Here is a 22,730-nt window from a genome sequence, read left to right as displayed (position 1 = left end):
CAGGCAAGCCTGGCTCCTACAAATGGTTTTAGCCCTTGAAAAGTTCAGGCGGCAATTCACCAATCCCCTTCAGATGAGTTTCCAGAAACTCGCGCAACACCCGCACCTTCGTCGAGTACCTCCGATTCGGCAGATACGCCATATAGATCTGCCTGCCAGTCAGCGAATTGACGAACCGGTAGTCCGGCAAGACGATCTGCAATTCACCGCTCAACAGCAGATCCCGCACCAGCCAGATCTCGAACTCGGCAATTCCCAATCCCCCACACACCGCCTCAAGCAGCAGCTCCGAGTTGTCCGACTGCAGATTGCCCTTGGGGAAAATCGAGTGTTTGACCTCGTCCCGGGTGAAGTACCAGTGAGGGTCGGAATCGGGGTGCAGGTAGATCAGGCAATTATGTGCGCTGAGGTCTGCCGGACTGGCGGGATGGCCGCAGCGCGCCAGATAGTCGGGGGTCGCGCACAGTAGTGAGTCGTTGCGACTGAGCGGATAGGCGATCAAGTTCTCCAGATGGTTTTCCCCTTCATGGATATCCAGATCGAAGCCGCCTACGATCATGTCGTTGTGGTTGTCGGTCAGGCGCAGGTCCATCTGGATGCCGGGGTACATTTGAAGAAAGGGCGCAATCAAGGGCGCAAGAAAACGTCGACCGAACGCCACCGGCGAGACCAGTTTCAGCGGACCGCTGGGGGCAAGGTTGAGATCGCTGACCACACGCAGGGTGTCGTCCAGATCCGCAATCATCGACAACGCCCGGGCGTGGTAGATCTGGCCTGCTTCGGTGAGGGCGACGATGTGCGTGGTGCGATGCAGCAGGGTGGTGCCGAGCGACTTTTCCAGCGCCGAAATCATGCGGGTCAGGGTCGAAGGGGAGACGTGCATCTCCCGGGCCGCCGCAGAAAAGGTGCCCAGTTCGACCACTTTGACCAGCGCCCTCATGACGCCCAGATGATCGATACGTGCCGTTTCAGAGGTCATGGTTAGCTGAATGCCTTTGCGTCAGGTGCAAAACCGAATTCTGTTTCGCGATATTCCATCGGTATTTGCTGGAATATAGACTCATTTTCGATCGAAGTGCGCACGTCGTTCATCACAACCGACCACGTATTGGCCCCGCAGGACCATTGATCCTTGGGGCAATCTTTGGAGTATCGAGATCACCATGGATTTTCCCGCACACGTTCCATTGGCCATTGCTACCCGAAACGAACACGTGGAGCGCATCCACTGGGGCTCGGTGGCCGTTGTCGACAATGAAGGCTCGCTGCTGGCGTATGCCGGCGATCCCGCCGCCATGATGTTTTCCCGGTCTACGCTCAAACCTTTCCAGGCCATCCCGTTCGTGCGCGATGGCGGCGTGGAACACTTCGGTTTCTCCGACGAACAGGTGGCCGTGATGTGCGCCAGTCACTCCGGGGAAGCGAACCATGTGAATGCCGTGAGCGGCATGCTCTCGAAAATCCAGCGGGCTTCCACAGACCTCGGCTGCGGCTGTCATTTGCCGGACTTCTACACCGTCGATAATCTGCCGCCTCAGGGCTTTCGCTACGACCAACGCCATCACAACTGCTCCGGCAAGCACAGCGGCTTCCTCGCGTATTGCCGCCTGCACGGTTTGCCCAGCGAGACCTATCTGACCCCCGAACATGCCTTGCAGCGCGACATCCAGAATGTCGTCGCGTCGCTGAGCGGCGTTGCGTCAGACAAACTGTGGACCGGCACCGACGGCTGCAACGCGCCGAACCTGGGCATGCCGTTGTCGCGACTGGCCCTGTTGTGGGCACGCCTGGCCAGCGGTGATGGCGGTGGCGATGGCAGCCTCGATCCGATCCTCAAGCGCCTGTTCGAGGCCATGCGCAGCCATCCGGAAATGGTCTCCGGCACCGGTCGCGCCGACTTGGGCATCACCCTGTCTTCCAATGGCGACTGGGTGGCGAAAACCGGTGCCGATGGCGTGCAGACCGTGGGCATCCGCAGCCGTGGCCTGGGTGTGGCGGTCAAGGTCAGCGATGGCGATTTCCCCAGCGTGTTCGCCGTGACCATCGCCGTGCTCAAGCAACTGGGCGTGCTGGAACAGGACAGCGATTGTCCGCTGTTGGCACCCTGGGCCGATCCGGTGCTGCGCAGTTACAACGGTGCGCAGGCAGGCCAACTGAAAGCCACGGTGCAATTGAAGTTCGTCTAATGCGGGGTGCCTGCCGGGCACCCATCAGACTTTAGGGCAGATCGAAACCATGCTATCGACTCACTCACAAAACCAGCAGACCCCCGCCATCTCGCTGCGCGCCGTCAACAAGTTCTTCGCCAGCCAGCAGGTGCTGTTTGACGTCGACCTGGAAGTGCAGCCCGGTGAAGTGGTGGTGATCATCGGCCCGTCCGGCTCGGGCAAGTCGACCCTGTGCCGCTGCATCAACCGCCTGGAAACCATCACCAGCGGCGAGATCTTCCTGCATGGCGAACGCCTGCCGGAAGAGGGCGGGGCACTGGCAAAGATGCGCGCCAAGGTCGGGATGGTCTTCCAGAGCTTCAACCTGTTCTCCCATCGCACCGCCTTGCAGAACGTCGCCATGGGGCCGCGCAAGGTCCTTGGCATGCGCGGCGCGGAAGCGGACGCCTGGGCCCTGCAATTGCTCGATCAGGTCGGTCTGGGGCACAAGGGCAAATCCTATCCGGCTGAGCTTTCGGGCGGCCAGCAACAGCGTGTGGCGCTGGCCCGTTCGCTGGCGATGAAGCCCAGCGTGATGCTGTTCGATGAACCGACCTCGGCCCTGGATCCGGAAATGGTCAACGAGGTGCTCAAGGTCATGGTCGATCTGGCCCGCACCGGCATGACCATGGTGGTGGTCACCCATGAAATGGGCTTTGCGCGGTCCGCCGCCGACCGGATCATTTTCATGGATGCCGGGCGGATCGTCGAAAGCGCTCCCCCGGAAACCTTCTTCAGCGCGCCTCGCTCGGAGCGCGCCCGCGAGTTTCTGTCCAAGGTCCTTGCACACTGATTCCCCCAACCCAAACACAATAAAAAGAGAACCCAAACATGCGCTCAAATCGAATCGTTTCCCTCGGCGTCTCCCTCCTGGCTTCGTGCATTTTCGCTTCGTTCGCCTCGGCATCCACCGTTGAGCAGTTCCCGGCCGATTCGACCATGGCCAAGATCCAGAAGCGCGGCAAGCTGGTGGTTGGCAGCTCGCTCAACACCCTGATGTTCTCTTCGCGCAACCCCATGACCGGCGACGTCGAAGGGTTCGAGGCGGACCTGGCGCGGATGCTGGCGAAGAAACTCACTGGTTCCGAAGACAACATCGAATGGGTCAGCACCACCCCGGAAAACCGCATTCCGCTGGTGGAGAACAAGCGTGTCGACATGGTCATCGCCACCATGACCGTGACCGATGAGCGCAAGAAGGTCATCGGTTTTGCCGGGCCTTATTACCTTGCCGGCCAGGATTCGCTGGTCCGCGCCGACGATCAGTCGATCAAGAAAGCCGCCGATCTGGATGGCAAGACCGTCTGCGTGCTGAGCGGCACCACCGTTGAGCGCAACCTCAAGCCGCTGGCGCCGACCGCCAAGATCGTCACCTTCAGCGACGCCTCGGCCTGCGTCGAAGGGCTGATCGACAAGCGTTTCGACGCCTATGTCGACGACGGCGCCACGCTGGTCGGCGAGTCCATGCGCCAGCCAGGGAAAATGCGTGTGGTCGGCGCGCCCTTCACCGAAGAGCCTTACGGCATTGCCGTGATCAAGGACGACACCCTGTGGCGCGACTGGCTGAACAAGCAGTTGAGCACCGCGATCGAAAATGGCCAGTGGAAGGAAATGTACGGCAAGGACCTGCAGGAAGGGCTGGGCGCACCGCAGGTGCCGGTGATCGAACAATAAGACGCGGCTGAGGCGAACCTGATGTCGTATATCGAACGCTTTCTGGGGGGCATTGCGGTCAGCGTCCAGCTGACCCTGCTGTCCTTTGCCATTGCGATCGTTCTCGGGCTGCTGCTGGCAATCATGAGGGTGAGCCCCTGGCCACCCTTTCGCTGGTTTGCCAGCAGCTACGTGGAACTGATGCGGATGATGCCGCTGCTGGCGTTGTTGCTGCTGTTCACCTTCGGCCTGCCGAAGCTGGGCTTCATGTACTCGCTGTTCACCTCCACCGTGCTGGTGTTGGGGCTGTACAGCGCGGCGTGGATCTGCGAAGTGGTGCGGGCGGGCATCAACACGGTGCCGATCGGCCAGGTCGAGGCGGCGCGCAGCATCGGCATGCGCTTCGATCAGATTCTGAGTGAAGTGGTGTTGCCGCAGGCCGTGCAGTCGGTGATCGCGCCGCTGGGCAACCTGTTCATCATTCAGATCAAGGCGTCGGCCATCGGCGCCGCGATCGGGGTGGCGGACATCACCTACACCGCGCAGAAGATCAACTTCGACACCGCGCTGGCGGTGCCGACCTTTCTCGGCGCCATGGCGGCCTATTTCCTGCTGACTCTGCCGGCGGGCCTGTTCTTCCGCTTCCTGGAGCAAAAAATGGCGGTGGTGCGATGAGCGCGGACAATCTGCTTTATGAGCCGCCGGGACCGATTGCCAGACGGCGAAACCGGATCATCTCGGTGGTCGGTGTGGTCCTGCTGTTCTGCTTGATGTACGCGGTGGGGCATCGCCTTGATGAGAGCGGCCAGTTCGATGCTCATCGCTGGAAAATCTTCCTGCATCCGGGCACCTTGAAGTTCCTGTTCGACGGGCTGGTCGCCACCTTGCTGGCGGCGGTGATCAGCACGGTGCTGGCTTTCAGTCTTGCGGTGCCTGTGGCGTTGGCGCGCTTGTCGGAGCGATTTTGGTTGCGCACGCTGGCGGCGGGTTACATCGGTTGCTTCCGGGCGGTGCCGTTGCTGCTGCTGATTTTGTTCACCGTGATCCTGCTGCCTTCGGTCGGATTGCACTGGTCGGCGCTTGGTTATCTGATCTTCGGCATGGTGTTGCACCACAGCGCGATGACGGCGGAAATCGTCCGGGCGGGGATTCTTTCCTTGGGACGCGGACAGCGCGAAGCGGCGCTGTCGATCGGCATGCGCGAACACCAGGCGATGATCTGGATCGTCCTGCCTCAGGCGCTCAAGCTGATGTTGCCGGCATTGATCAGTGCGATCCTGGCCATCGTCCAGGACACTTCACTGGGCTACATCATTCCGTATGAAGAGCTGTTGCGCCGGTCCCAGCAGATCTCCAGCTTTGCGCCGCAATCGCTGCTGCAATCGGCGTTCATCGTCACGGTCATGTACGGTTTCGTCAGTGCGTTGCTGCTGGCGCTGCGGCGCTGGATCGAACGGCGGCAGGCCTATACTTCCCGGGCCGTCGTGCGCGACGACGGGGAGGTGGCCGAGGTGAAACTGGCGACGGTTCCCGGTCTGCCGGCGGGGTTTGAGCCACTGCCCAGACGGGAGCAATGACCTTCACCTGCACAGGAGACGCACCATGGACCGAATCACCGGCGGTTGCCTGTGCGGCGATGTCCGGATCGTGGCAACGGGGCGCCCGTATCGGGTTGGCCTGTGCCACTGCCTGGATTGCCGCAAGGTCCATGGGGCGCTGTTTCATGCTTCGGCGATTTTTCCGCAGGCGGCGGTGAGGATTGAGGGGGAGACGCGGGAGTACGCCGGACGGTGTTTCTGCCCTCGGTGTGGGTCTTCGGTGTTCAACCGTTCGGGCGATGAAATTGAAGTGAATCTGGGCGCCCTTGATGCTCCCGATCAATTCAAACCGACCTACGAACTGTGGACCGTGCGCCGTGAAGCATGGCTGCCGGCGTTTCCTCTCGCCAAACACTACGAACGCGACCGGGAAGGAACGGGGCGCGGCGAAGACTAGCCCGCGCCAAGCGAGGGATTTCGACTGGCTGCGATTCCTGTGGGAGCGGGCTTGCCCGCGATGAGGCCGTGTCAGTGACATGGATGCTGGCTGATCCACCGCAATCGCGGGCAAGCCCGCTCCCACAGGGTTTTCGGTCGTGCGCAATATCCACGGCTGGAAAATAAAATTGTGGGAGCGAGCCTGCTCGCGATGGGCGTGAACGATTACGCGTGCTGTCTGGATGACCGCGTATGGCGCACGTTTTTTCGCGAGCAGGCTCGCTCCCACAATGGATTGCATCGTCACCGCAAGAGTGAGATCAGCGGCTGATTTGTGCCAACGCCTGCGCCAGATCCGCTCTCAGGTCCTCGACATCCTCAACCCCCACCGACAGCCGTATCAGCGAATCGCCAATCCCCAATTGCGCCCGGGTGTCCGGGGGGATGGTGGCGTGGGTCATGATGGCCGGGTGTTCGATCAGGCTTTCCACGCCGCCGAGACTTTCGGCCAGGGCGAAGATCTCCACGCTTTCCAGGAAACGCCGGGAGCCGGCGAGGTCGGTGTTGAGGTCCAGGGAGATCATCCCGCCAAAGCCACGCATCTGCTGGCGCGCCAGTTCGTGCTGCGGGTGCGATGTCAGGCCGGGGTAGTAGACCCGCGCCACCTGTGGCTGACGTTCCAGCCACTGCGCCAGTTCCAGCGCATTGCTGCAATGGCGCTCCATGCGCAGCGCTAAGGTCTTCACGCCGCGCAGGGTGAGGAAGGCGTCGAAGGGGCCGGCGATTGCACCCACGGCGTTTTGCAGAAAGCCCAGACGCTCGGCCAGTTCCGCGTTCTGGCCGACCACGGCGATGCCGCCGATCACGTCGGAGTGGCCGTTCAGGTACTTGGTGGTCGAGTGCAGCACGATGTCGAAACCCAGTTCCAGCGGGCGCTGGATCCACGGGCTGGCGAAGGTGTTGTCGGCCACACAGATGATCCCGCGGGCGCGGCAGATACGGGCGATGGCAGCCAGGTCCGAAAGGCGCAGCAGCGGGTTGCTCGGCGTTTCGACCATCACCATGCGGGTGTCGTCCTGCAACGCCGCTTCGAACGCCGACAGATCGGTCAGGTCGACGAAGCTGAAACGGTGCCCGGCACTGCGCTGGCGCACTTTGTCGAACAGGCGGAAGGTGCCGCCGTACAGGTCATTGCCGGACACCACATGGGAGCCGGCTTCGAGCAGTTCCAGCACTGTGGAAATGGTCGCCAGCCCCGAGGCAAAGGCAAAGCCCCGGGTGCCGCCTTCCAGATCCGCGACACAGCGCTCCAAGGCAAATCGCGTCGGGTTGTGCGAGCGCCCGTAGTCGAACCCCTTGTGCACGCCGGGGCTGTCTTGCAGGTAGGTGGAGTTGGCATAGATCGGCGGCATCAGCGCCCCGGTGGTCGGGTCCGGGGATTGGCCGGCGTGGATCACCCGGGTCGCGAAGCCCCGGGGCGCGGCGTTTTTATCCTGACTCATGCAAGGGTTCTCCGTAGATGGTTGAGCATGTCGACCCGGGTAATCAGGCCGTGGAAACCTGAAGCATCGGCGATGATCGCCACCAGTCCGCGGTCGAGCACCGCTTCGAGCTGCGCTCGGCTGGCGTCCGGCGCCAGGGTCTGCAGCTTGTCGGTCATGGCGCTGGTGACCGTCATGCGAAAGTGCGCATCGCCGCTCTGCACGTTCAGCAGGATGTCGGATTCATCTATCACCCCCACCAGACGCTTGCCGTCTTCGAGCACCGGCAGTTGCGAGACATCCGCCAGGCGCATGCGCTGGAACGCGGTGAGCAGCGTGTCGTCCGGCCCGACGCTGATCACCCGGCCATCCTCGAAGCGCCGCGCAATCAGGTCGCGCAGATCGCCATAGTGTTTACTTTGCAGCAGGCCCTGATCGGACATCCACTGATCGTTGTAGACCTTGGACAGATAACGGGTGCCGGTGTCGCAGACGAAGCTGACCACCCGTTTCGGCTCGGTCTGTTCCCGACAATAACGCAGCGCCGCCGCCAGCAGGGTGCCGGTCGACGAACCGCCGAGAATGCCTTCGGTGCGCAGTAACTGGCGGGCGTGATCGAAGCTCTCTTCGTCGCTGATCGAATAGGCGTGGCGCACGCTGGAGAGGTCGGTGATCGACGGAATGAAGTCCTCGCCGATGCCTTCCACCGCCCAGGAGCCGGGCTTGCCGAGGATGCCGCTGCGGCTGTATTCGGCCATCACCGAACCCACCGGGTCGGCGAGGACCATTTCCAGATCCGGTTGCACCCGCTTGAAGAAACGGGTCAGGCCGGTGAGCGTGCCTGCGGAGCCGACGCCGACGACTATTGCGTCGACATCATGCTGGGTCTGCGCCCAGATCTCAGGGGCCGTGCTGCATTCGTGGGCCAGCGGGTTTGCGGGGTTGTTGAACTGGTCGGCGAAGAAGGCGTCGGGAATCTCGGCCGCCAGTCGCGCGGCGACGTCCTGATAGTAATCGGTGTGGCCCTTGCCGACATCGGAGCGGGTGATGTGCACCTCGGCGCCCATGGCCTTGAGGTGCAGGACTTTTTCCGTGGACATCTTGTCCGGCACCACCAGCACCACGCGATAACCCTTGGCCCGGCCCACCAGCGCCAGGCCCAGGCCGGTGTTGCCGGCGGTCGCTTCGACGATGGTGCCGCCGGGTTTGAGGCGGCCGTCGCGTTCGGCGGCATCGATCATCGCCAGACCGATGCGGTCCTTGATCGAGCCGCCGGGGTTCTGGGATTCGAGTTTGAGAAACAGGGTACAGGGGCCGGTATCGAAACGGCTGACACGCACCAGCGGCGTGTTGCCAATCAGTTCGAGCACGGCAGGGCGGGAGTCGTTCGGCATGTCATCACCTCACTGCAGGGATCCTTGGTGGATTGCCGTCGATCGCCTGCGAGTCTCGGCGCGGTCGCGGCATTGCCTCGTCTGGACCATAGGCCCGGATCGCGACACTCGCAACCGACTCGATGAAAGTATCCCCGACATTGGGGAAATTACCTGTGATGGGGTGGCTTTTTGGGTGGTGTTAAGGGGCCAGCAAATGGCTTTCAGAGCGTGGCCCTGATCAGAAACCAATTGATCTGATGCATGACCTCGGTGATGGTCGTCAGCCCACAGGCCTGCATGCCGGCCATGAGCGTCGCCTGATAGGGGGTGATGGCCAGGCCTGCCAGCGGCTGGATCTCCGGTATGAATCTGCCCGCCAGCCCGATGGCCGTGAGGGTTGCAGCGCTCACCATTGCCGCCGCAGCAGCGGTCAGAACCACGGCCAGTACGACCATGACGGCCGCCAGCGCCGCCAACAAAACTGCCAGTGTCGATTGCCCCGCCATGCAAACCTCCGCAGACCGTTGCGCCACAGGGAAGTCGGTTGACTGTCCCCGGCGAAACCTGCCAAAGCAAGGCGCGGGCCAAGCGCTGCGATGTGTCGACAAATTTGTGTAACGGCTAGCAGAAGCGCTTTTCCAGAGACTCGGCGAAGGGATACCAGGCGAACCACGGTTTGGCTTCGTCGAGCACCTGCTGGACCGACGGTCGCTGGATCAATCGCTCGAAGTACGCGCTCAGCCGCGGGTAGTCATCGGCGTAGGGCACCAGGGTGCGGGCGTAGAACAGCGCCGGCACGGCCGAGCAGTCGGCCATGCTGAAGTCCGAGCTGGCGACCCAGCCGGCGGCGTCCAGTTGCTGTTCGAGCATGCGATAAGCGGTGAACAGGGTCGCGCGCTGCTTGCTCAGGTCGCCCTGGGTGTCTTGAATGCGATCAGCGACGATCTGCTGCATCGGCTGTTGCACATAGAGATCGAAAAACCGATCCCACAGCCGCACCTGCAATGCCGTCTCCCAATCGTCGGGAATCAGCTTGTGTCCACCAGCATGGAAGTGGTCGAGGTATTCGATGATCACACTCGATTCCGCCACGGTGCGCTGGCGGGTGTGATCGCGGATGACCGGGAATTTGACCAGCGGCCACAGCGCTTCCAGCTCCGAACGCTCGGTGTCATTGGAAAGGTCGATGAGGCGCTTTTCGCAGTCGACCCGGTGTTCGTAAAGAGCAATCAGCGCCTTGTGGCAGAACGACGATAGCGGGTGGTAGTACAGCGTCAGGGACATGACGAGTCTCCTCGGTACAGGGTGCCAAGCAGTATTGACCATCGATGAAAACCTGCCGGGCGGATTTTCAAATACGCCCGCGATCCATGCCTCTGCACGACACGCCTTATCCCTCCACGAAAACTACTTTCACCACGTTTGAAAAGCGCCTCCCGAAATGTTTTAAGAGTTTCACGTTTGCCCGCGACCCTGTAGGAGCGAGCACGCTCGCGATGGAGGTCAACGATAACGCTGGCAGCCTGACACCCCGCGGTGCCCGAACGTGCATCGCGAGCGTGCTCGCTCCTACAGGGGATTTAACCACCTTTAGAAATGTTGAGGCCCATGTCCACACATCGGGCACGGGCCTCTGCGCGCCCGAAACAAGCCACAGCACACCCCAATAACGATAAGAAATTCCAGGAACCCCGCATGTTGAAACGAGCAATCCCCACCGTCATCCTCCTCGCCAGCGGCTCGGTAACCGCCCAGGCCGCCGACACTCACGGCTTTCTGGAAGACAGCAAAGCCACGCTGTCGATGCGCACCCTGTACTTCAACAGCGACAACCGCGACGGCACGGCGGAGCCCTCGAAAACCGAGGAAACGGCACAGGGTTTCGTGCTGCGTTATGAGTCCGGTTTCACCCAGGGTACGGTCGGCTTCGGTCTGGATGCCCAGGCACTGCTCGGTGTGACCCTCGACAGCGGCGCCGGGCGTCACGTCGGCAGCGGCATGATCCCGAGCGATGGGGATGGCGCGGCCGACAGCTGGAGCAGCTTCGGCCCGACCGCGAAGATGCGCCTGGCGAAAACCGAACTGCGTTACGGCACGCTGTTGCCCAAGTTGCCAATTCTCCTGTCCAACGATGCCCGTGTGCTGCCGCAGTCCTTCACCGGCACCCAGGTCACCTCCAAAGACATCGACGGGTTGACCCTGACGGGCGGTTTGCTGGAGCAGGCCGTGGGACGCGCCTCGACCGATCGCACCGGGCTGTCGGTGGCCGGTGCCACCCGTGACAGCAACAAGTTCTATTTCGCCGGCGGCGACTACGAGGTCACCAAAAACCTCAAGGCCCAGTACTACTTCGCGCAGCTGGAAGACTTCTACAACCAGAACTTCCTGGGCCTGGTGCACATGTTGCCGCTGGACGGCGGCAGTTCGATCACCACCGACCTGCGCTACTTCCGCACCACGTCCAGCGGCGCCAACAGCTCGGCGGCGGGCAGGGCGGCGGGGTATCGGGTGTCGGGTTACACCGACGACAACGATGGCGAAATCGACAACAGCACCTGGGCGGCGATGGTCACCTACGCCAACGGCGGTCATGCGGTGGCGCTGGGGTATCAGCAGGTCGGGGATGGCAGCAACTTCGTCCAGCCCAACCAGGGCAGCCTGCCGGACAAGGGGGCCGGTGGTGGCAGCGTCTATCTGCCCACCGATCGCATGATCCAGAGTTTTACCCGCGCCGGCGAGCAAACCCGCTTCGGCCAGTACACCTACGACTTCGCGGCGCTGGGCGTGCCGGGGCTGAAGGCGTCGATCGCTTATCTGAAGGGCACCGGGATCAAGGCGCAGAACGGAGGGGATCAATCGGAGTGGGAGCGGGACATGACCCTGGACTACGTGATTCAGTCGGGCACGTTCAAGAACGTCGGTTTCTCGCTGCGCAACGGGCAGTCCAACACCGAGGCGGGGCGTGATGTCGATCAGAGCCGCTTCATCATCAACTACGCGATTCCGTTGCTGTAATACCGGGTCGGCAGGATCGAAAGCGTGCGTGGCGCTCTCGATCCTGCCTTCACTCACGCTTTCACTTAAGCCTCCAGCGCACGCAGCCGCTGGCGACGGTGTTCATCGCCTGTGGCCTGGCTCGGATGCAGGGTGAAGTCGAACGTGATCTCGGCAAATTGCCCCTCGACGCCTTTCTCTCTGCACGCTGCCGGGTCGGTGTTGAAATGGATATCGGCGATCAGTTCATCCCGGGTGGCGTAGGCGAAATCGTCGTGCAGGTATTCGTCGCCGGCCAGGTTGATCTGCGTGGTCAGGTGGCGATGGCCCGGGGCGCTGAGGAAGAAGTGAATGTGCGCCGGACGCTGGCCGTGCCGGCCGATGCCGTCCAGCAGTTTCTGGGTCGGACCGTCCGGCGGGCAGCCGTAGCCGCTCGGCACGATGCTGCGAAAGCGGTAGACGCCCTGGTCATCGGTGACGATCCGACGGCGCAGGTTGAACGCCGACTGGCTCGGGTCGAAGTACGAGTAATTGCCCAGGGTGTTGGCGTGCCAGACGTCGACTACCGCGCCTGCGAGGGGTTGGCCCTCAAGATCGAAAACCCGACCTTGCATGAACAACACCGTGCCTGAATCCTGGCCGTCGTCCAGCCGTGCTTCGTGCTCGGAAATCGGCGCGCCGGCCACGTACAACGGGCCTTCGATGGTTCGTGGCGTACCGCCTTGAATGCCGTCCTGCTCGTCCTTGGCGTCGAGCAGCAGGTCCAGGTAATGCTCAAGACCCAGTCCGGCCGCCAGCAAACCGGCTTCGCCACGGCTGCCGAGCTCGTTGAGGTAATTCACCGCGGTCCAGAATTCCTCGGGACTGATCTGGTGGACTTCGATGATCTGCACGGTGTGCTGCAGAATGGCGTTTATCACCACCTTCAGGCGTGGATTGCCTTCAGGGTTGTTCAGGCCACTGGCCTCATCGAGAAATTGCCGGGCAGCTTCGGTGTGGGAGAGTTTCACGGTCATGGTGCGGTCTCTTCTTGTGGGTGATAGCAGTGATTGGGGTTGTAGCAAGCGGGATGCCAAGCGCGTGCGGGATCGCAAGTCACTGATTTTCAACGGTTGGGTAGAAGAGGGTGGAGCGAGGGACGTGGCCGGCATTGAGCAAATGATCAGTGCCGGCCAAGGGAGTTATCCAAATGATCAAGCCTTGGGAGGGTTCGAATCCGACGGCGACTTCTTCAACCGATAAGCCAACGCCGGCCGGGTGATACCCAACAACCGCGCCGCCTCCGAGACGTTCTGGTGACTGCGCTCCATCGCCGCCTGAATCAACGCATCCTCCACCGAGTCCAGCGCGATGCCGCTGTCGATGATCGTGTCGATCCAGCCCTGACCGGACGTGCTCGTCGATTTGACCAGCCGCCCGTCACTGGCCACGCCAATGCTTTCGGCCATTTGCGGTGAGTGGGGGAAGAGGGCGTCGACGGTGATGCTCTGGTTGTCGTCGGTGATGATTACTCCGCGCTCCATCAGGTTTTCCAGTTCGCGGATGTTGCCCGGCCAGTCGTAGTGCAGGCACACCTCCAGTGCGCGGTCGGACAGGCCCAGGGTCTTTTTCTTGTAACTGGCGTGGAGCTTTTCCAGGAAGTGTTCGATCAGCAACGGGATGTCTTCGCGGCGATCGCGCAGGGCCGGAATACGCACCGGGAACACGTTCAGGCGATAGAACAGGTCGGCGCGGAAACGCCCCTCCTTGACCGCGTTTTCCAGGTCTTCGTGGGTGGCGGTGATGACCCGCACATCGACCTTGCGCGTCTGCGAATCGCCGACCCGCTCCAGTTCCTGTTCCTGCAAAACCCGCAGCAGTGTTGCCTGCGCCCGTGGGCTCAATTCGACAATTTCATCGAGGAACAGTGTGCCGCCGTTGGCCCGCTCGAAGCGCCCCATGCGTGATTGCTGGGCGCCGGTGTAGGCGCCTTTTTCCACGCCGAACAGCTCGGCTTCGATCAGGTCCGAAGGGATCGCCGCGCAGTTCAGCGCAATGAACGGCCCGCCGGCGCGCTCGCTGCGCAGGTGCAGGCTGCGGGCGATGACTTCCTTGCCGACCCCGGTCTCGCCCAGCAGCAGCACTGAAGCCTTGCCCAGGGCGACCTTGTCGATCAGCGCGCAGGTGCGACGGTAGATCGGCGACTGGCCGATGCCGTAGAACTTGCCGGCTTCGATCTGCAGGCGCTGGCGCATGTTCGCCACCTGCACCTGCAAGGCCTGCAGTTCATCGATGATCGGGTCGCTCTGGAAGTAGCGCATGATCTCTTCGGCATCGTCCCATTGCTCGGCCGGCTTGCCGATGATCCGGCACTGGGCGTCGCCGCAACCCCGGCAACTGACCTCCTTGTAGATGATCTGCCGACCGAGGAAAAACGAGCTGTAGCTGATGGCGTATCCGAGCAGCATCCAGCACACCGGTTGATCGGAATGCAGGTTCTCGGTCTGGCAGTTTTCCACCTCGAAGGAGTCCTGCCATTCGATGTCGGCGTAGAACTGACCGTTCTCAAGATCGATGTCGATCTCTTGCGGGCGCACGTTGACCATGCCCTTGAGCGAGTGCAGTTGCGGGCCGGTGAAGAACATTTCGACGTCGCTGCCGTGGGGTCGCAGCTTGCGCGCCAACTCCGCATCCTTGAGCCCGGACTGATAGCCCAGGCGCAGGAAAAAGCCCTTGGCGCGCTCGACGCCGAGCATCTCGATCAGCTCGCGGCGGAACGAGGCCATCATCGATACCTGGATCAGCAGCATGCGCTGTTCGTCCAGCCAGATCTTTCCTTCGCCACCCAGAAAGCGCACCTGATCGCTCAAATCCTTGAGCGACGGCGGCTGTTGCGAAGCCTTGTACGTGGTGATCATTCACTGCGCCCCTGTTGTAGTTTTTTGGGGGTGGTGATGCGTTCCGCTCAGGCCATGGCGGATTTTTCTACGCATCGTTGCGACCGTTTTTTTGCAGGCAGGCATGGTCGTTTTTCTTTTTCTAAGCGGCCTGAATCCGAGCGAAAAGTCAATCTCCGCGTCATTGATTCATTTGCTCGAAGGTGCCGAGGGCGATTGATCAAATGATCAATTCATCAGGGCTGGAGCGAGGTTCTGCAGGGGCTTGCGAACAGCCGGTGTTCGCTGCCTGTAATACATAAATATCTGTTTTTAAACGAATAAAAAATTAATTCAGAGCCGATTTTTACCACTGGCATCCTTGTTGCTCCGTACCCCTCACAAGAACAAGGGAGTACCCGAGCATGAGCCAACCCGCCAGCCCATTCGATCAGATGCCGCGCTACGTCCGTGTACGCAGCGGACCTGACGACACCTTCGTCGAATTCGATTTCGCCATCGGCTTTCCCGACCTGTTCGTCGAGCTGGTTCTGCCGCGCAAGGCGTTCGACCAGTTCTGCGAAGTCAATCATGTGCAGCACATGGACACGCAGATGTGCGAAGCCCTGGATGCCGATGCGCGCAAGTGGCGCTACGGCGAAGGCCGCGACGCCGACTGAACCTTACCTAAGCCAACAGCAGCCCCAACAGAACAATAACCACAGGAGTCCACTCCATGAGTGTCGAGATCAAGACGGCCACCGTCGAGACGATCCGCAACACCTTCAGCCACACCCGTCGCCGGTTTGGCGACAAGGTCGCCAGCCGTTATCAGGAAGCCAGTTTCGACCTGGAGTCGGCGACCAATTTTCACTACCGGCCGCTGTGGCAGCCCGACAAATTGCTCAACGACGCGACCCGCACTGCAGTGGTCATGGCCGACTGGTACACCGTCAGCGACCCGCGCCAGTACTACTACGGCGCCTACGTCCAGGCCCGGGCCAAGATGCAGGAAAACGCCGAGCACGATTACGCCTTCTGCGAGAAGCGCGAGATGCTCGCCGGCCTGTCCGCCAGCAATATCCAGCTGATCAGCAAGCTGCTGTTGCCCCTGCGCCACGCCGAAATGGGCGCCAACATGAACAACAGCAACATCGCCGCCGACGGCTTCGGCACCAGCGTCACGCAGATGCACATGTTCCATGCCATGGACCGTCTGGGCATCGCCCAATACCTGTCACGCATCGGCCTGATGCTCGATGACGGCGACGTGTTGCTGCTGGCCCAGGCCAAACAGCAATGGATCAACGATCCGGCGTGGCAGGGCATGCGCCGCTACGTCGAGGACACCCTGGTGGTGCGCGACTGGTTCGAACTGACCGTGGCGCAGAACCTGGTCAGTGACGGCCTGGTGTACCCGCTGCTGTTCCACAAACTCGACGAACAACTGACCGCCAACGGCGCCGGCCAGGTCGGCATGCTCACCGAATTCATGCGCCTGTGGTTCGCCGAAAGCCAGCGCTGGGTCGATGGCATGCTCAAGACGGTTGTCAACGAAAGCGCCGCCAACAAAGCCCTGGTGCAAGGCTGGATCGATCACTGGAGCGCCCGTTCCGTTGAAGCGCTGCAACCGCTGGCGGGCCTGGGTCTCGAGGCTTCGGCGCTCGACGCCGTGTGCGGCGAATTCAGCGCTCGCCTGAAGAAAATCGGACTGACAGGAGCCCAGGCATGACTTCCCTCGTTTACATCAACCTGCAGGACACCGACTACGCCCGTTCGATCGTCGACGCGATCGTGCAGGACAACCCCCACGCCAGCATCCAGCACCAGCCGTCGATGATCCGCATCGAAGCGCAGAACCGCCTGGACATCCGGCGCGAGACGGTCGAGCAGCTCACCGGCAGCACCTGGGACATCCAGGAAATGCTGATGTACGTGATCACCCTGGGCGGCAACGTCGTGGAAGAGGACGACAGCTTTTCCCTGTACTGGAACAGCTGACCGGCAGCCCACCCGCCAGCTTCGATCCATAACAAAAATTCGGGAGCGCCATCATGGCCGTGAAAAAACGCCTCAATGCCAAAGAAAAATACCGCTGCATGACCCGTGACCTGGACTGGGAGCCGAGCTACCAGACCCACGAGGACATCTACCCTCACGAACGCTTCGAGGGCATCAAGATCACCGACTGGGACAAGTGGGAAGACCCGTTCCGCCTGACCATGGACACCTACTGGAAATACCAGGCCGAGAAAGAGAAAAAGCTCTACGCGATCTTCGATGCGTTCTCCCAGAACAACGGCCACACCACGCTTTCTGACGCCCGTTATGTCAACGCGCTGAAGCTGTTCCTGTCCGGGGTGACGCCACTGGAGTACCAGGCCTATCAGGGTTTCGCCCGGGTCGGCCGGCAGTTCAGCGGCGCCGGTGCGCGGGTCGCCTGCCAGATGCAGGCCATCGACGAACTGCGTCACGTGCAGACCCAGATCCACGCCATGAGCCACTACAACAAGCACTTCAACGGCCTGCATGATTTCGCCCACATGCACGACCGCGTGTGGTTCCTCTCGGTGCCCAAGTCGTTCTTCGAGGATGCGCGCACCGCCGGCCCGTTCGAGTTCCTCACGGCGATCTCGTTCTCCTTCGAGTACGTGCTGACCAACCTGCTGTTCGTGCCGTTCATGTCGGGCGCCGCGTTCAACGGCGACATGGCCACGGTGACCTTCGGTTTCTCGGCGCAGTCCGACGAAGCCCGGCACATGACCCTGGGTCTTGAAGTGATCAAGTTCCTGCTCGAACAGCATGAAGACAACGTACCGATCATCCAGCGCTGGATCGACAAGTGGTTCTGGCGCGGCTACCGCCTGCTGACGCTGGTGGGGATGATGATGGACTACATGCTGCCCAACAAAGTCATGTCCTGGTCCGAAGCCTGGGGCGTGTACTTCGAAGAGGCCGGCGGCGCGCTGTTCAAGGACCTGGAACGCTACGGCATTCGTCCGCCCAAGCACGTCGAAGAGGCCAACATCGGCAAGGATCACATCAGCCATCAGGCCTGGTCGATCTTCTACCAGTACAGCCAGGCCACCAACTTCCACACCTGGATTCCCACCGACGAGGAGCTGGACTGGCTGTCGTCCAAATACCCGGACACCTTCGACAAGATCTACCGCCCACGCTACGAGCACTGGCGCGAACTGCAGGAAAAGGGCGAGCGCTTCTACAACCCGACCCTGCCGATGCTCTGCCAGATCTGCCAGATCCCGCTGTCGTTCGGCGAGCCGGATGATCCGACCACCCTCAGCCATCGCAGCGCGACGCATGAGGGCGAGCGTTATCACTTCTGCTCGCAGGGCTGCTGCGACATCTTCGAGTACGAGCCGACCAAGTACATCCAGGCCTGGCTGCCGGTGCACCAGATCCTGCAGGGCAACTGCGGTGGCGGCGACGTCGAGGCGGTGGTGCGCGACTACTACAACATCAACCCCGGCCAGGACAACTTCGAATACCTGGGCTCCACCGAGCACTCACGCTGGCAGGACTGGCACCCCAACGTCCGCAAACCGGACCTGAAAAAAACCGGCTAATTCAGACACCCAAGATCCCTGTGGGAGCGGGCTTGCCCGCGAAGGCGGCCTCCCAGTCGACACATAAGTCGCCTGAAACACCGCCATCGCCGGTCAACCTGCTCCACCCACAACCCAACAAGAATAAGGACACAACCATGCCCGTGACCGCCATCGGCGCCTACAGCGCCCAACCCCTGGACCACCAGGCAAACTTCCACGGCCTGCAGCTGGTGTACCTGTGCTGGGAAAAACACCTGATGTTCTGCGCACCCTTCACCTTCCCGCTGCCGCCGGACATGCCCTTCGGCGCCTTCATCGAGCAGGTGGTCAAACCCTCGATCGCCAGCCACCCGGACGCGGCGCGGGTCGATTTCAGCCAGGCGCAGTGGCGCCTCAACGATCAACCTTTCAGCCCCGACAACAATTCCAGCCTGATCGCCAACGGCATCGATCACAAAAGCCTGCTGCACCTGAACACACCTGGCTTGAACGGCATTGCCGGCAGCTTCAACTGAGGACAGGGTCATGAGCTACCAAGTAACCATCGAACCCACTGGCGAGCAGATCGAAGTGGAAGAAGGGCAGACCATTCTCCAGGCCGCGTTGCGCCAGGGTGTGTGGCTGCCGTTTGCCTGCGGCCATGGCACTTGCGCCACTTGCAAGGTCCAGGTGCTGGAAGGGGAAGCGGATCTGGGCGCGGCGTCGTCCTTTGCGCTGATGGACATGGAGCGTGATGAAGGCAAGGTGTTGGCGTGCTGCGCGATCCCCCAGAGCGACATGGTGATCGAGGCTGACATCGATGCCGATCCGGATTTCCTCGGTCATCCGGTGGAGGACTACCGCGCGACGGTCAGTGCGCTGGTGGACCTGTCGCCGACCATCAAAGGTGTGCACCTCAAACTCGATCGGCCGATGGCTTTCCAGGCGGGGCAGTACATCAACCTGCAATTGCCCGGCATCGAGGGTACGCGAGCCTTCTCCTTGGCCAATCCGCCGAGCCGTGCCGACGAGGTCGAACTGCACGTGCGCAAGGTCGACGGTGGGCTGGCAACCGGCATGATCCATGATCAATTGAAGGTCGGCGATGCAGTGGACCTCTCCGGTCCCTATGGACAGTTCTTCGTGCGGGGCTCGCAGAGCGGCGACCTGATTTTCATCGCCGGTGGCTCAGGCTTGTCCAGTCCGCAGTCGATGATTCTGGATTTGCTGGAGGCGGGCGACAGCCGGCAGATCGTGCTGTTCCAGGGCGCGCGCAACCGTGCCGAGCTGTACAACAGTGAGCTGTTCGAGGCACTGGCCCGGGATCATGCCAACTTCACCTATGTACCGGCGCTCAGCCAGGCGGTGGAGGACAGCGAATGGACCGGCTTCAAGGGCTATGTGCATGACGCCGCCAAGCAGCATTTCGACGGCCGTTTCAGCAGTCGCAAGGCTTACCTGTGCGGGCCGCCGGTGATGATCGACTCGGCAATTACCTGCCTGATGCAGGGCCGTTTGTTCGAACGCGACATCTTCATGGAGCGCTTCTACAGCGCCGCCGATGGAGGGGAATCGATGCAGCGTTCTGCGTTGTTCAAACGCATTTGATTAACCCCGTAAACCTGCCTTCTCGAATGTGACGAGAGGGCAGGGCGTGCCCGACCGATAACAACAATAAAGGTTGAACTGCATGACTTTTACAACGCAAAAACTGATCGTGACCGCAGCATTGACCGCCTTGCCGCTGGTGGCCCACGCCACCGAAGGCGGCGGGACTTCCTACCCGTTGGGGGCGGAAAACTACATGTCCGGCGCGATGCCGCCGCCGGGTTTCTACGGGCAACTGTTCGTCAATCACTACGAAGCCGACAACCTGCGCGGCAACGATGGCGAGAAACTTCCGGTGGATTTTCGCGTGCGGGCGAATGCCATCACTCCAAGGCTGATCTGGGTCAGCGACTACACGCTGTTCGGCGCGAGCGTGGCGCTACATGCGATCGTGCCGCTGGTGGATCTGAAGGTTGAGCTCAATGGTCAGTCGCAAAGCAAACAGGGTATGGGCGACATCATCTTCGGGTCGGCGCTGGGGTTCCATCACAGCGAAAAATTCCACAGCATTCTCTCCCTGGACATGATCGCCCCGACCGGCAGTTATGACCGTGGCGACCTGGCCAACATCGGTCGCAATTACTGGGTGATCGAACCGGTCTACGCCATGACCTACGTCGACCCGAACGGGCTGAACCTCGACGCCAAGATCATGTACGACTTCAACCTTGAAAATTCCGCGACCGATTACCGTTCGGGCCAGGAGTTTCACGTCGACTATGCGGTTGGCTGGGGCTTGGGCAATGGTTGGGTGCTGGGTGTCGGCGGCTACTACTACCGCCAGACCACCGACGACCGCCAGAACGGCGAGACGATCAAGGACAACAAGGGGCGATCCCTGGCGATCGGTCCGTCGATCAAATACACCAGCAAATCGGGGTGGTTCGTCACCGGCAAATGGGAACAGGAAACCCAAGTGCGCAACCGGGCGCAGGGGAATGCCTACTGGATGAAACTGACCGTGCCGTTTTGACCGAACCCGGCAGTTCCGGCCACCACCAATCCTGTGGGAGCGGGCTTGCCCGCGATGGCGTCAGATCAGTCGCCATCTCTGTTGAATGTGCTGGCCTCATCGCGGGCAAGCCCGCTCCCACAGTTTTCACGGCGATCACAATAGTTGCGTAAGGCGCAAATTCTGTGGGAGCGGGCTTGCCCGCGATGGCGTCAGTTCAGCCGACATCTCTGTTGAATGTGTTGGCCTCATCGCGGGCAAGCCCGCTCCCACAGTGGTTTGGCGGTGTTAGTGGCCAGACAACGGCGGCGTACGCGGTGGAATCCGGCGCTTGCTCCCGGTGGATTCGAACGCCGCTGCAAAGCGCAGCAACGCCGAATCGTCATAGGCACGACCGGCGAAGGTCAGGCCCACCGGCATGCCGATGTCGGGCATCACACCCATCGGCACGGTCACCGTCGGTACACCCAGGTGGCGGATGGCGAGGTTGCCGTTGGCCACCCAGATCCCGTTGCTCCAGGCGATATCCGCCGAAGCCGGATTGACGTCCGCATCCGCCGGGCCCACATCGGCCACCGTCGGGAACAGCACCGCATCCAGACCCAGGCGATCCATCCAGTCCTCAAGGTCCATCTTGCGGGTCTGCTCCAGCCCACGCAGACCATCAGGCACGGTACTGATCTGATCCCAAGGCGTAATCCCGCGCTCTGCCATCTTCACGTATTCATCCATCCCCGCTGCCAGGTCTCCCTCGCGGTTAGGCAGGGTGCCGGGATCGTGCGGGAAAATCTGCGGACCATCGACGTCCACCAGCCGGTTCAGCTTCGGATCGCCGTTTGCCTGCAGGAAATCATCGAACGCCCACGCCGTCAGATCCCACAATTCATGGTGCAGGAACTCCTTGGAAACGATCCCGCGATTGAACACCGTCGGGGCTCCCGGACGATCGCCTTCGCAGTTCGAAACCAGCGGGAAATCCACTTCAATTACTTCGGCGCCTGCAGCCTCCAGAGCCTGACGCGCCTGCTGCCACAAACCAATCACCGAATCACGGGTGTTGATGCGCTGGCCGGTCGGACCTCCGATGCCCGGCGCTTCGCTGGTACCCGCTTCAGGGTCGGCATTGATGTACATGCGCGGAATGCCGAAGCGCTTGCCCGCGAGCGAGTCGGCCTTCGCCGCCAGCTCAAGGTAGGAAGCAGGGCGCACCGAGGCGACGCTCGGAATCGGCACCCAGGGTTGCAGGCGCCACAGGTCGCCGCGTTTGTCCGGATCCTCGGCCACCACCACATCGAGCACTTCGAGCAGGTCGGCCATGGTCCGGGCGAAGGGCACGACCACATCCATGGTCGGCGTCAGCGGCCAGTTGCCGCGCACCGAAATCACCCCGCGCGAAGGCGTGTAGGCGCACAGGCCGTTGTTCGACGCCGGGCCGCGACCGCTGGACCAGGTTTCCTCGGCCAGACCGAACGCCGCAAAGCTGGCGGCAGTCGCCGTACCGGCACCGTTGGACGAACCGGACGCGAAGGGCGCAGTGAGATAGTCAGCGTTGTACGGGCTCTCCGCCCGGCCATAGACCCCGCGCTGCATGCCGCCATTGGCCATCGGCGGCATGTTGGTCTTGCCCAGGCAGATCGCCCCGCCAGCGCGCAGGCGCTCGACGGTGAAGGCATCGCGGTACGCAACCAGATCCTTGAAGGCTGGGCTGCCGGATGCCGCGGTCAGGCCCTTGACCAGGTAACTGTCCTTGGCGGTATAGGGAATGCCGTCGAGCGGGCCGAGGGTCTGGCCCTTGGCGCGACGCTCGTCCGAGGCCTGCGCTTCCTTGAGCGCATCTGGGTTGCGCACCACCATGGCATTGAGCGCCGTTGACGTCTCGGGACCATCAAAGGCATCGATGCGGGCGAGGTAGGCCTGCACCAATTCGACTGCCGTGGTCTGGCCGGATTCGAGCGCGGCGCGCAGTTGAGCAATGGAAACTTCGGTGACTTCGATCATACGGTTACCACCGGCAGCGAAAGGGGAAGGCGATTAATGATTGCCTCAAGGGAGATCTGGAGCACGGGAACATCACTTTTCT

General features: G+C 61.7%; 22 protein-coding genes. 14 read left to right on the top strand and 8 right to left on the bottom strand.

Going from position 1 to position 22,730, the window contains the following annotated elements; genetic code table 11:
- Positions 1-28: 28 nt before the first annotated feature.
- Positions 29-979: a LysR family transcriptional regulator gene (locus K9857_RS16315; protein ID WP_224537441.1), complete on the bottom strand. Its 951-nt coding sequence runs from the start codon at positions 977-979 to the stop codon at positions 29-31.
- A 184-nt stretch (positions 980-1,163) separates the two neighbouring features.
- Here K9857_RS16315 and K9857_RS16310 point away from each other — a divergent pair, with 184 nt between their 5' ends.
- Genes K9857_RS16310 through K9857_RS16285 form a run of 6 tightly spaced genes read left to right on the top strand, consistent with a single transcriptional unit; the run spans position 1,164 to position 5,855 of the window.
- The gene (locus K9857_RS16310; protein WP_224537439.1) at positions 1,164-2,186 is read left to right on the top strand and encodes an asparaginase; all 1,023 of its coding nucleotides are present in this window, start codon (positions 1,164-1,166) and stop codon (positions 2,184-2,186) included.
- Between the two features lie 49 nt (positions 2,187-2,235).
- Positions 2,236-3,000 carry an amino acid ABC transporter ATP-binding protein gene (locus tag K9857_RS16305; RefSeq protein ID WP_224537438.1) on the top strand — a complete coding sequence of 255 codons (765 nt, stop codon included), beginning with the start codon at positions 2,236-2,238 and terminating at the stop codon, positions 2,998-3,000.
- Positions 3,001-3,038: 38 nt separating this feature from the next.
- On the top strand, positions 3,039-3,881 hold the full coding sequence (locus tag K9857_RS16300) for a glutamate ABC transporter substrate-binding protein (protein ID WP_224537436.1): 843 nt from the start codon (positions 3,039-3,041) through the stop codon (positions 3,879-3,881).
- 21 nt (positions 3,882-3,902) lie between these two features.
- A complete protein-coding gene (locus tag K9857_RS16295; RefSeq protein WP_175379299.1) occupies positions 3,903-4,535 on the top strand; it encodes an amino acid ABC transporter permease in 633 nt (210 codons plus the stop codon).
- On the top strand, positions 4,532-5,437 hold the full coding sequence (locus K9857_RS16290) for an amino acid ABC transporter permease (protein ID WP_224537434.1): 906 nt from the start codon (positions 4,532-4,534) through the stop codon (positions 5,435-5,437). Before K9857_RS16295 ends, K9857_RS16290 begins: the two co-directional genes overlap by 4 nt.
- A gap of 25 nt (positions 5,438-5,462) precedes the next feature.
- Positions 5,463-5,855, top strand: coding sequence for a GFA family protein (locus tag K9857_RS16285; RefSeq protein WP_224537432.1), 393 nt, complete (start codon positions 5,463-5,465; stop codon positions 5,853-5,855).
- A 301-nt stretch (positions 5,856-6,156) separates the two neighbouring features.
- On the opposite strand, the gene K9857_RS16280 is transcribed toward K9857_RS16285, so the two are convergent.
- From K9857_RS16280 to K9857_RS16265, 4 genes are all read right to left on the bottom strand, one after another.
- Positions 6,157-7,338 (bottom strand): trans-sulfuration enzyme family protein, encoded by a 1,182-nt coding sequence (locus K9857_RS16280; RefSeq protein ID WP_224537430.1) that lies wholly within the window; start codon positions 7,336-7,338, stop codon positions 6,157-6,159.
- The gene (locus K9857_RS16275) at positions 7,335-8,711 is read right to left on the bottom strand and encodes a pyridoxal-phosphate dependent enzyme (RefSeq protein WP_224537428.1); all 1,377 of its coding nucleotides are present in this window, start codon (positions 8,709-8,711) and stop codon (positions 7,335-7,337) included. Before K9857_RS16275 ends, K9857_RS16280 begins: the two co-directional genes overlap by 4 nt.
- Before the next feature lie 203 nt (positions 8,712-8,914).
- Entirely contained in the window at positions 8,915-9,199 is a 285-nt protein-coding gene (locus tag K9857_RS16270) for a hypothetical protein (RefSeq protein ID WP_224537426.1), read from the bottom strand.
- A 115-nt stretch (positions 9,200-9,314) separates the two neighbouring features.
- On the bottom strand, positions 9,315-9,977 hold the full coding sequence (locus K9857_RS16265; protein WP_224537424.1) for a glutathione S-transferase family protein: 663 nt from the start codon (positions 9,975-9,977) through the stop codon (positions 9,315-9,317).
- A gap of 411 nt (positions 9,978-10,388) precedes the next feature.
- On the opposite strand from K9857_RS16265, the gene K9857_RS16260 reads away from it, so the two are divergent.
- Complete coding sequence (locus K9857_RS16260; RefSeq protein WP_224537422.1) at positions 10,389-11,708, top strand: OprD family porin; 1,320 nt, start codon at positions 10,389-10,391, stop codon at positions 11,706-11,708.
- Positions 11,709-11,773: 65 nt separating this feature from the next.
- Here the strand turns inward: K9857_RS16260 and catA are convergent, their stop codons facing one another.
- Both catA and K9857_RS16250 read right to left on the bottom strand, forming a co-directional pair.
- Complete coding sequence (gene catA, locus K9857_RS16255) at positions 11,774-12,703, bottom strand: catechol 1,2-dioxygenase (protein ID WP_224537420.1); 930 nt, start codon at positions 12,701-12,703, stop codon at positions 11,774-11,776.
- Positions 12,704-12,880: 177 nt separating this feature from the next.
- Positions 12,881-14,584, bottom strand: a complete 1,704-nt coding sequence (locus K9857_RS16250; RefSeq protein ID WP_224537418.1) for a sigma-54-dependent Fis family transcriptional regulator — start codon at positions 14,582-14,584, stop codon at positions 12,881-12,883.
- A gap of 383 nt (positions 14,585-14,967) precedes the next feature.
- Between K9857_RS16250 and K9857_RS16245 the strand changes: the two genes are divergently transcribed.
- From K9857_RS16245 to K9857_RS16215, 7 genes are all read left to right on the top strand, one after another.
- On the top strand, positions 14,968-15,222 hold the full coding sequence (locus K9857_RS16245; protein WP_224537416.1) for a phenol hydroxylase subunit: 255 nt from the start codon (positions 14,968-14,970) through the stop codon (positions 15,220-15,222).
- 56 nt (positions 15,223-15,278) lie between these two features.
- Positions 15,279-16,274, top strand: coding sequence for an aromatic/alkene monooxygenase hydroxylase subunit beta (locus tag K9857_RS16240; protein ID WP_224537415.1), 996 nt, complete (start codon positions 15,279-15,281; stop codon positions 16,272-16,274).
- Positions 16,271-16,543: an MmoB/DmpM family protein gene (locus K9857_RS16235; protein WP_224537413.1), complete on the top strand. Its 273-nt coding sequence runs from the start codon at positions 16,271-16,273 to the stop codon at positions 16,541-16,543. Before K9857_RS16240 ends, K9857_RS16235 begins: the two co-directional genes overlap by 4 nt.
- Before the next feature lie 53 nt (positions 16,544-16,596).
- A complete protein-coding gene (locus K9857_RS16230; protein WP_224537411.1) occupies positions 16,597-18,129 on the top strand; it encodes an aromatic/alkene/methane monooxygenase hydroxylase/oxygenase subunit alpha in 1,533 nt (510 codons plus the stop codon).
- Between the two features lie 137 nt (positions 18,130-18,266).
- Positions 18,267-18,626, top strand: a complete 360-nt coding sequence (locus K9857_RS16225) for a phenol hydroxylase subunit P4 (protein WP_224537410.1) — start codon at positions 18,267-18,269, stop codon at positions 18,624-18,626.
- A gap of 10 nt (positions 18,627-18,636) precedes the next feature.
- Complete coding sequence (locus K9857_RS16220) at positions 18,637-19,698, top strand: NADH:ubiquinone reductase (Na(+)-transporting) subunit F (RefSeq protein ID WP_224537409.1); 1,062 nt, start codon at positions 18,637-18,639, stop codon at positions 19,696-19,698.
- A gap of 82 nt (positions 19,699-19,780) precedes the next feature.
- The gene (locus tag K9857_RS16215) at positions 19,781-20,671 is read left to right on the top strand and encodes a transporter (protein ID WP_224537407.1); all 891 of its coding nucleotides are present in this window, start codon (positions 19,781-19,783) and stop codon (positions 20,669-20,671) included.
- A gap of 267 nt (positions 20,672-20,938) precedes the next feature.
- Here K9857_RS16215 and K9857_RS16210 read toward each other — a convergent pair whose 3' ends face one another.
- Positions 20,939-22,648 (bottom strand): amidase, encoded by a 1,710-nt coding sequence (locus K9857_RS16210; protein ID WP_224537405.1) that lies wholly within the window; start codon positions 22,646-22,648, stop codon positions 20,939-20,941.
- Between the last annotated feature and the right edge of the window lie 82 nt (positions 22,649-22,730).

Source organism: Pseudomonas sp. REP124, assembly GCF_020164475.1.
Classification (GTDB): Bacteria; Pseudomonadota; Gammaproteobacteria; order Pseudomonadales; family Pseudomonadaceae; genus Aquipseudomonas.
Note: the sequence above shows the minus strand (reverse complement) of the source record. Positions and strands in the feature narration are given on the sequence as shown.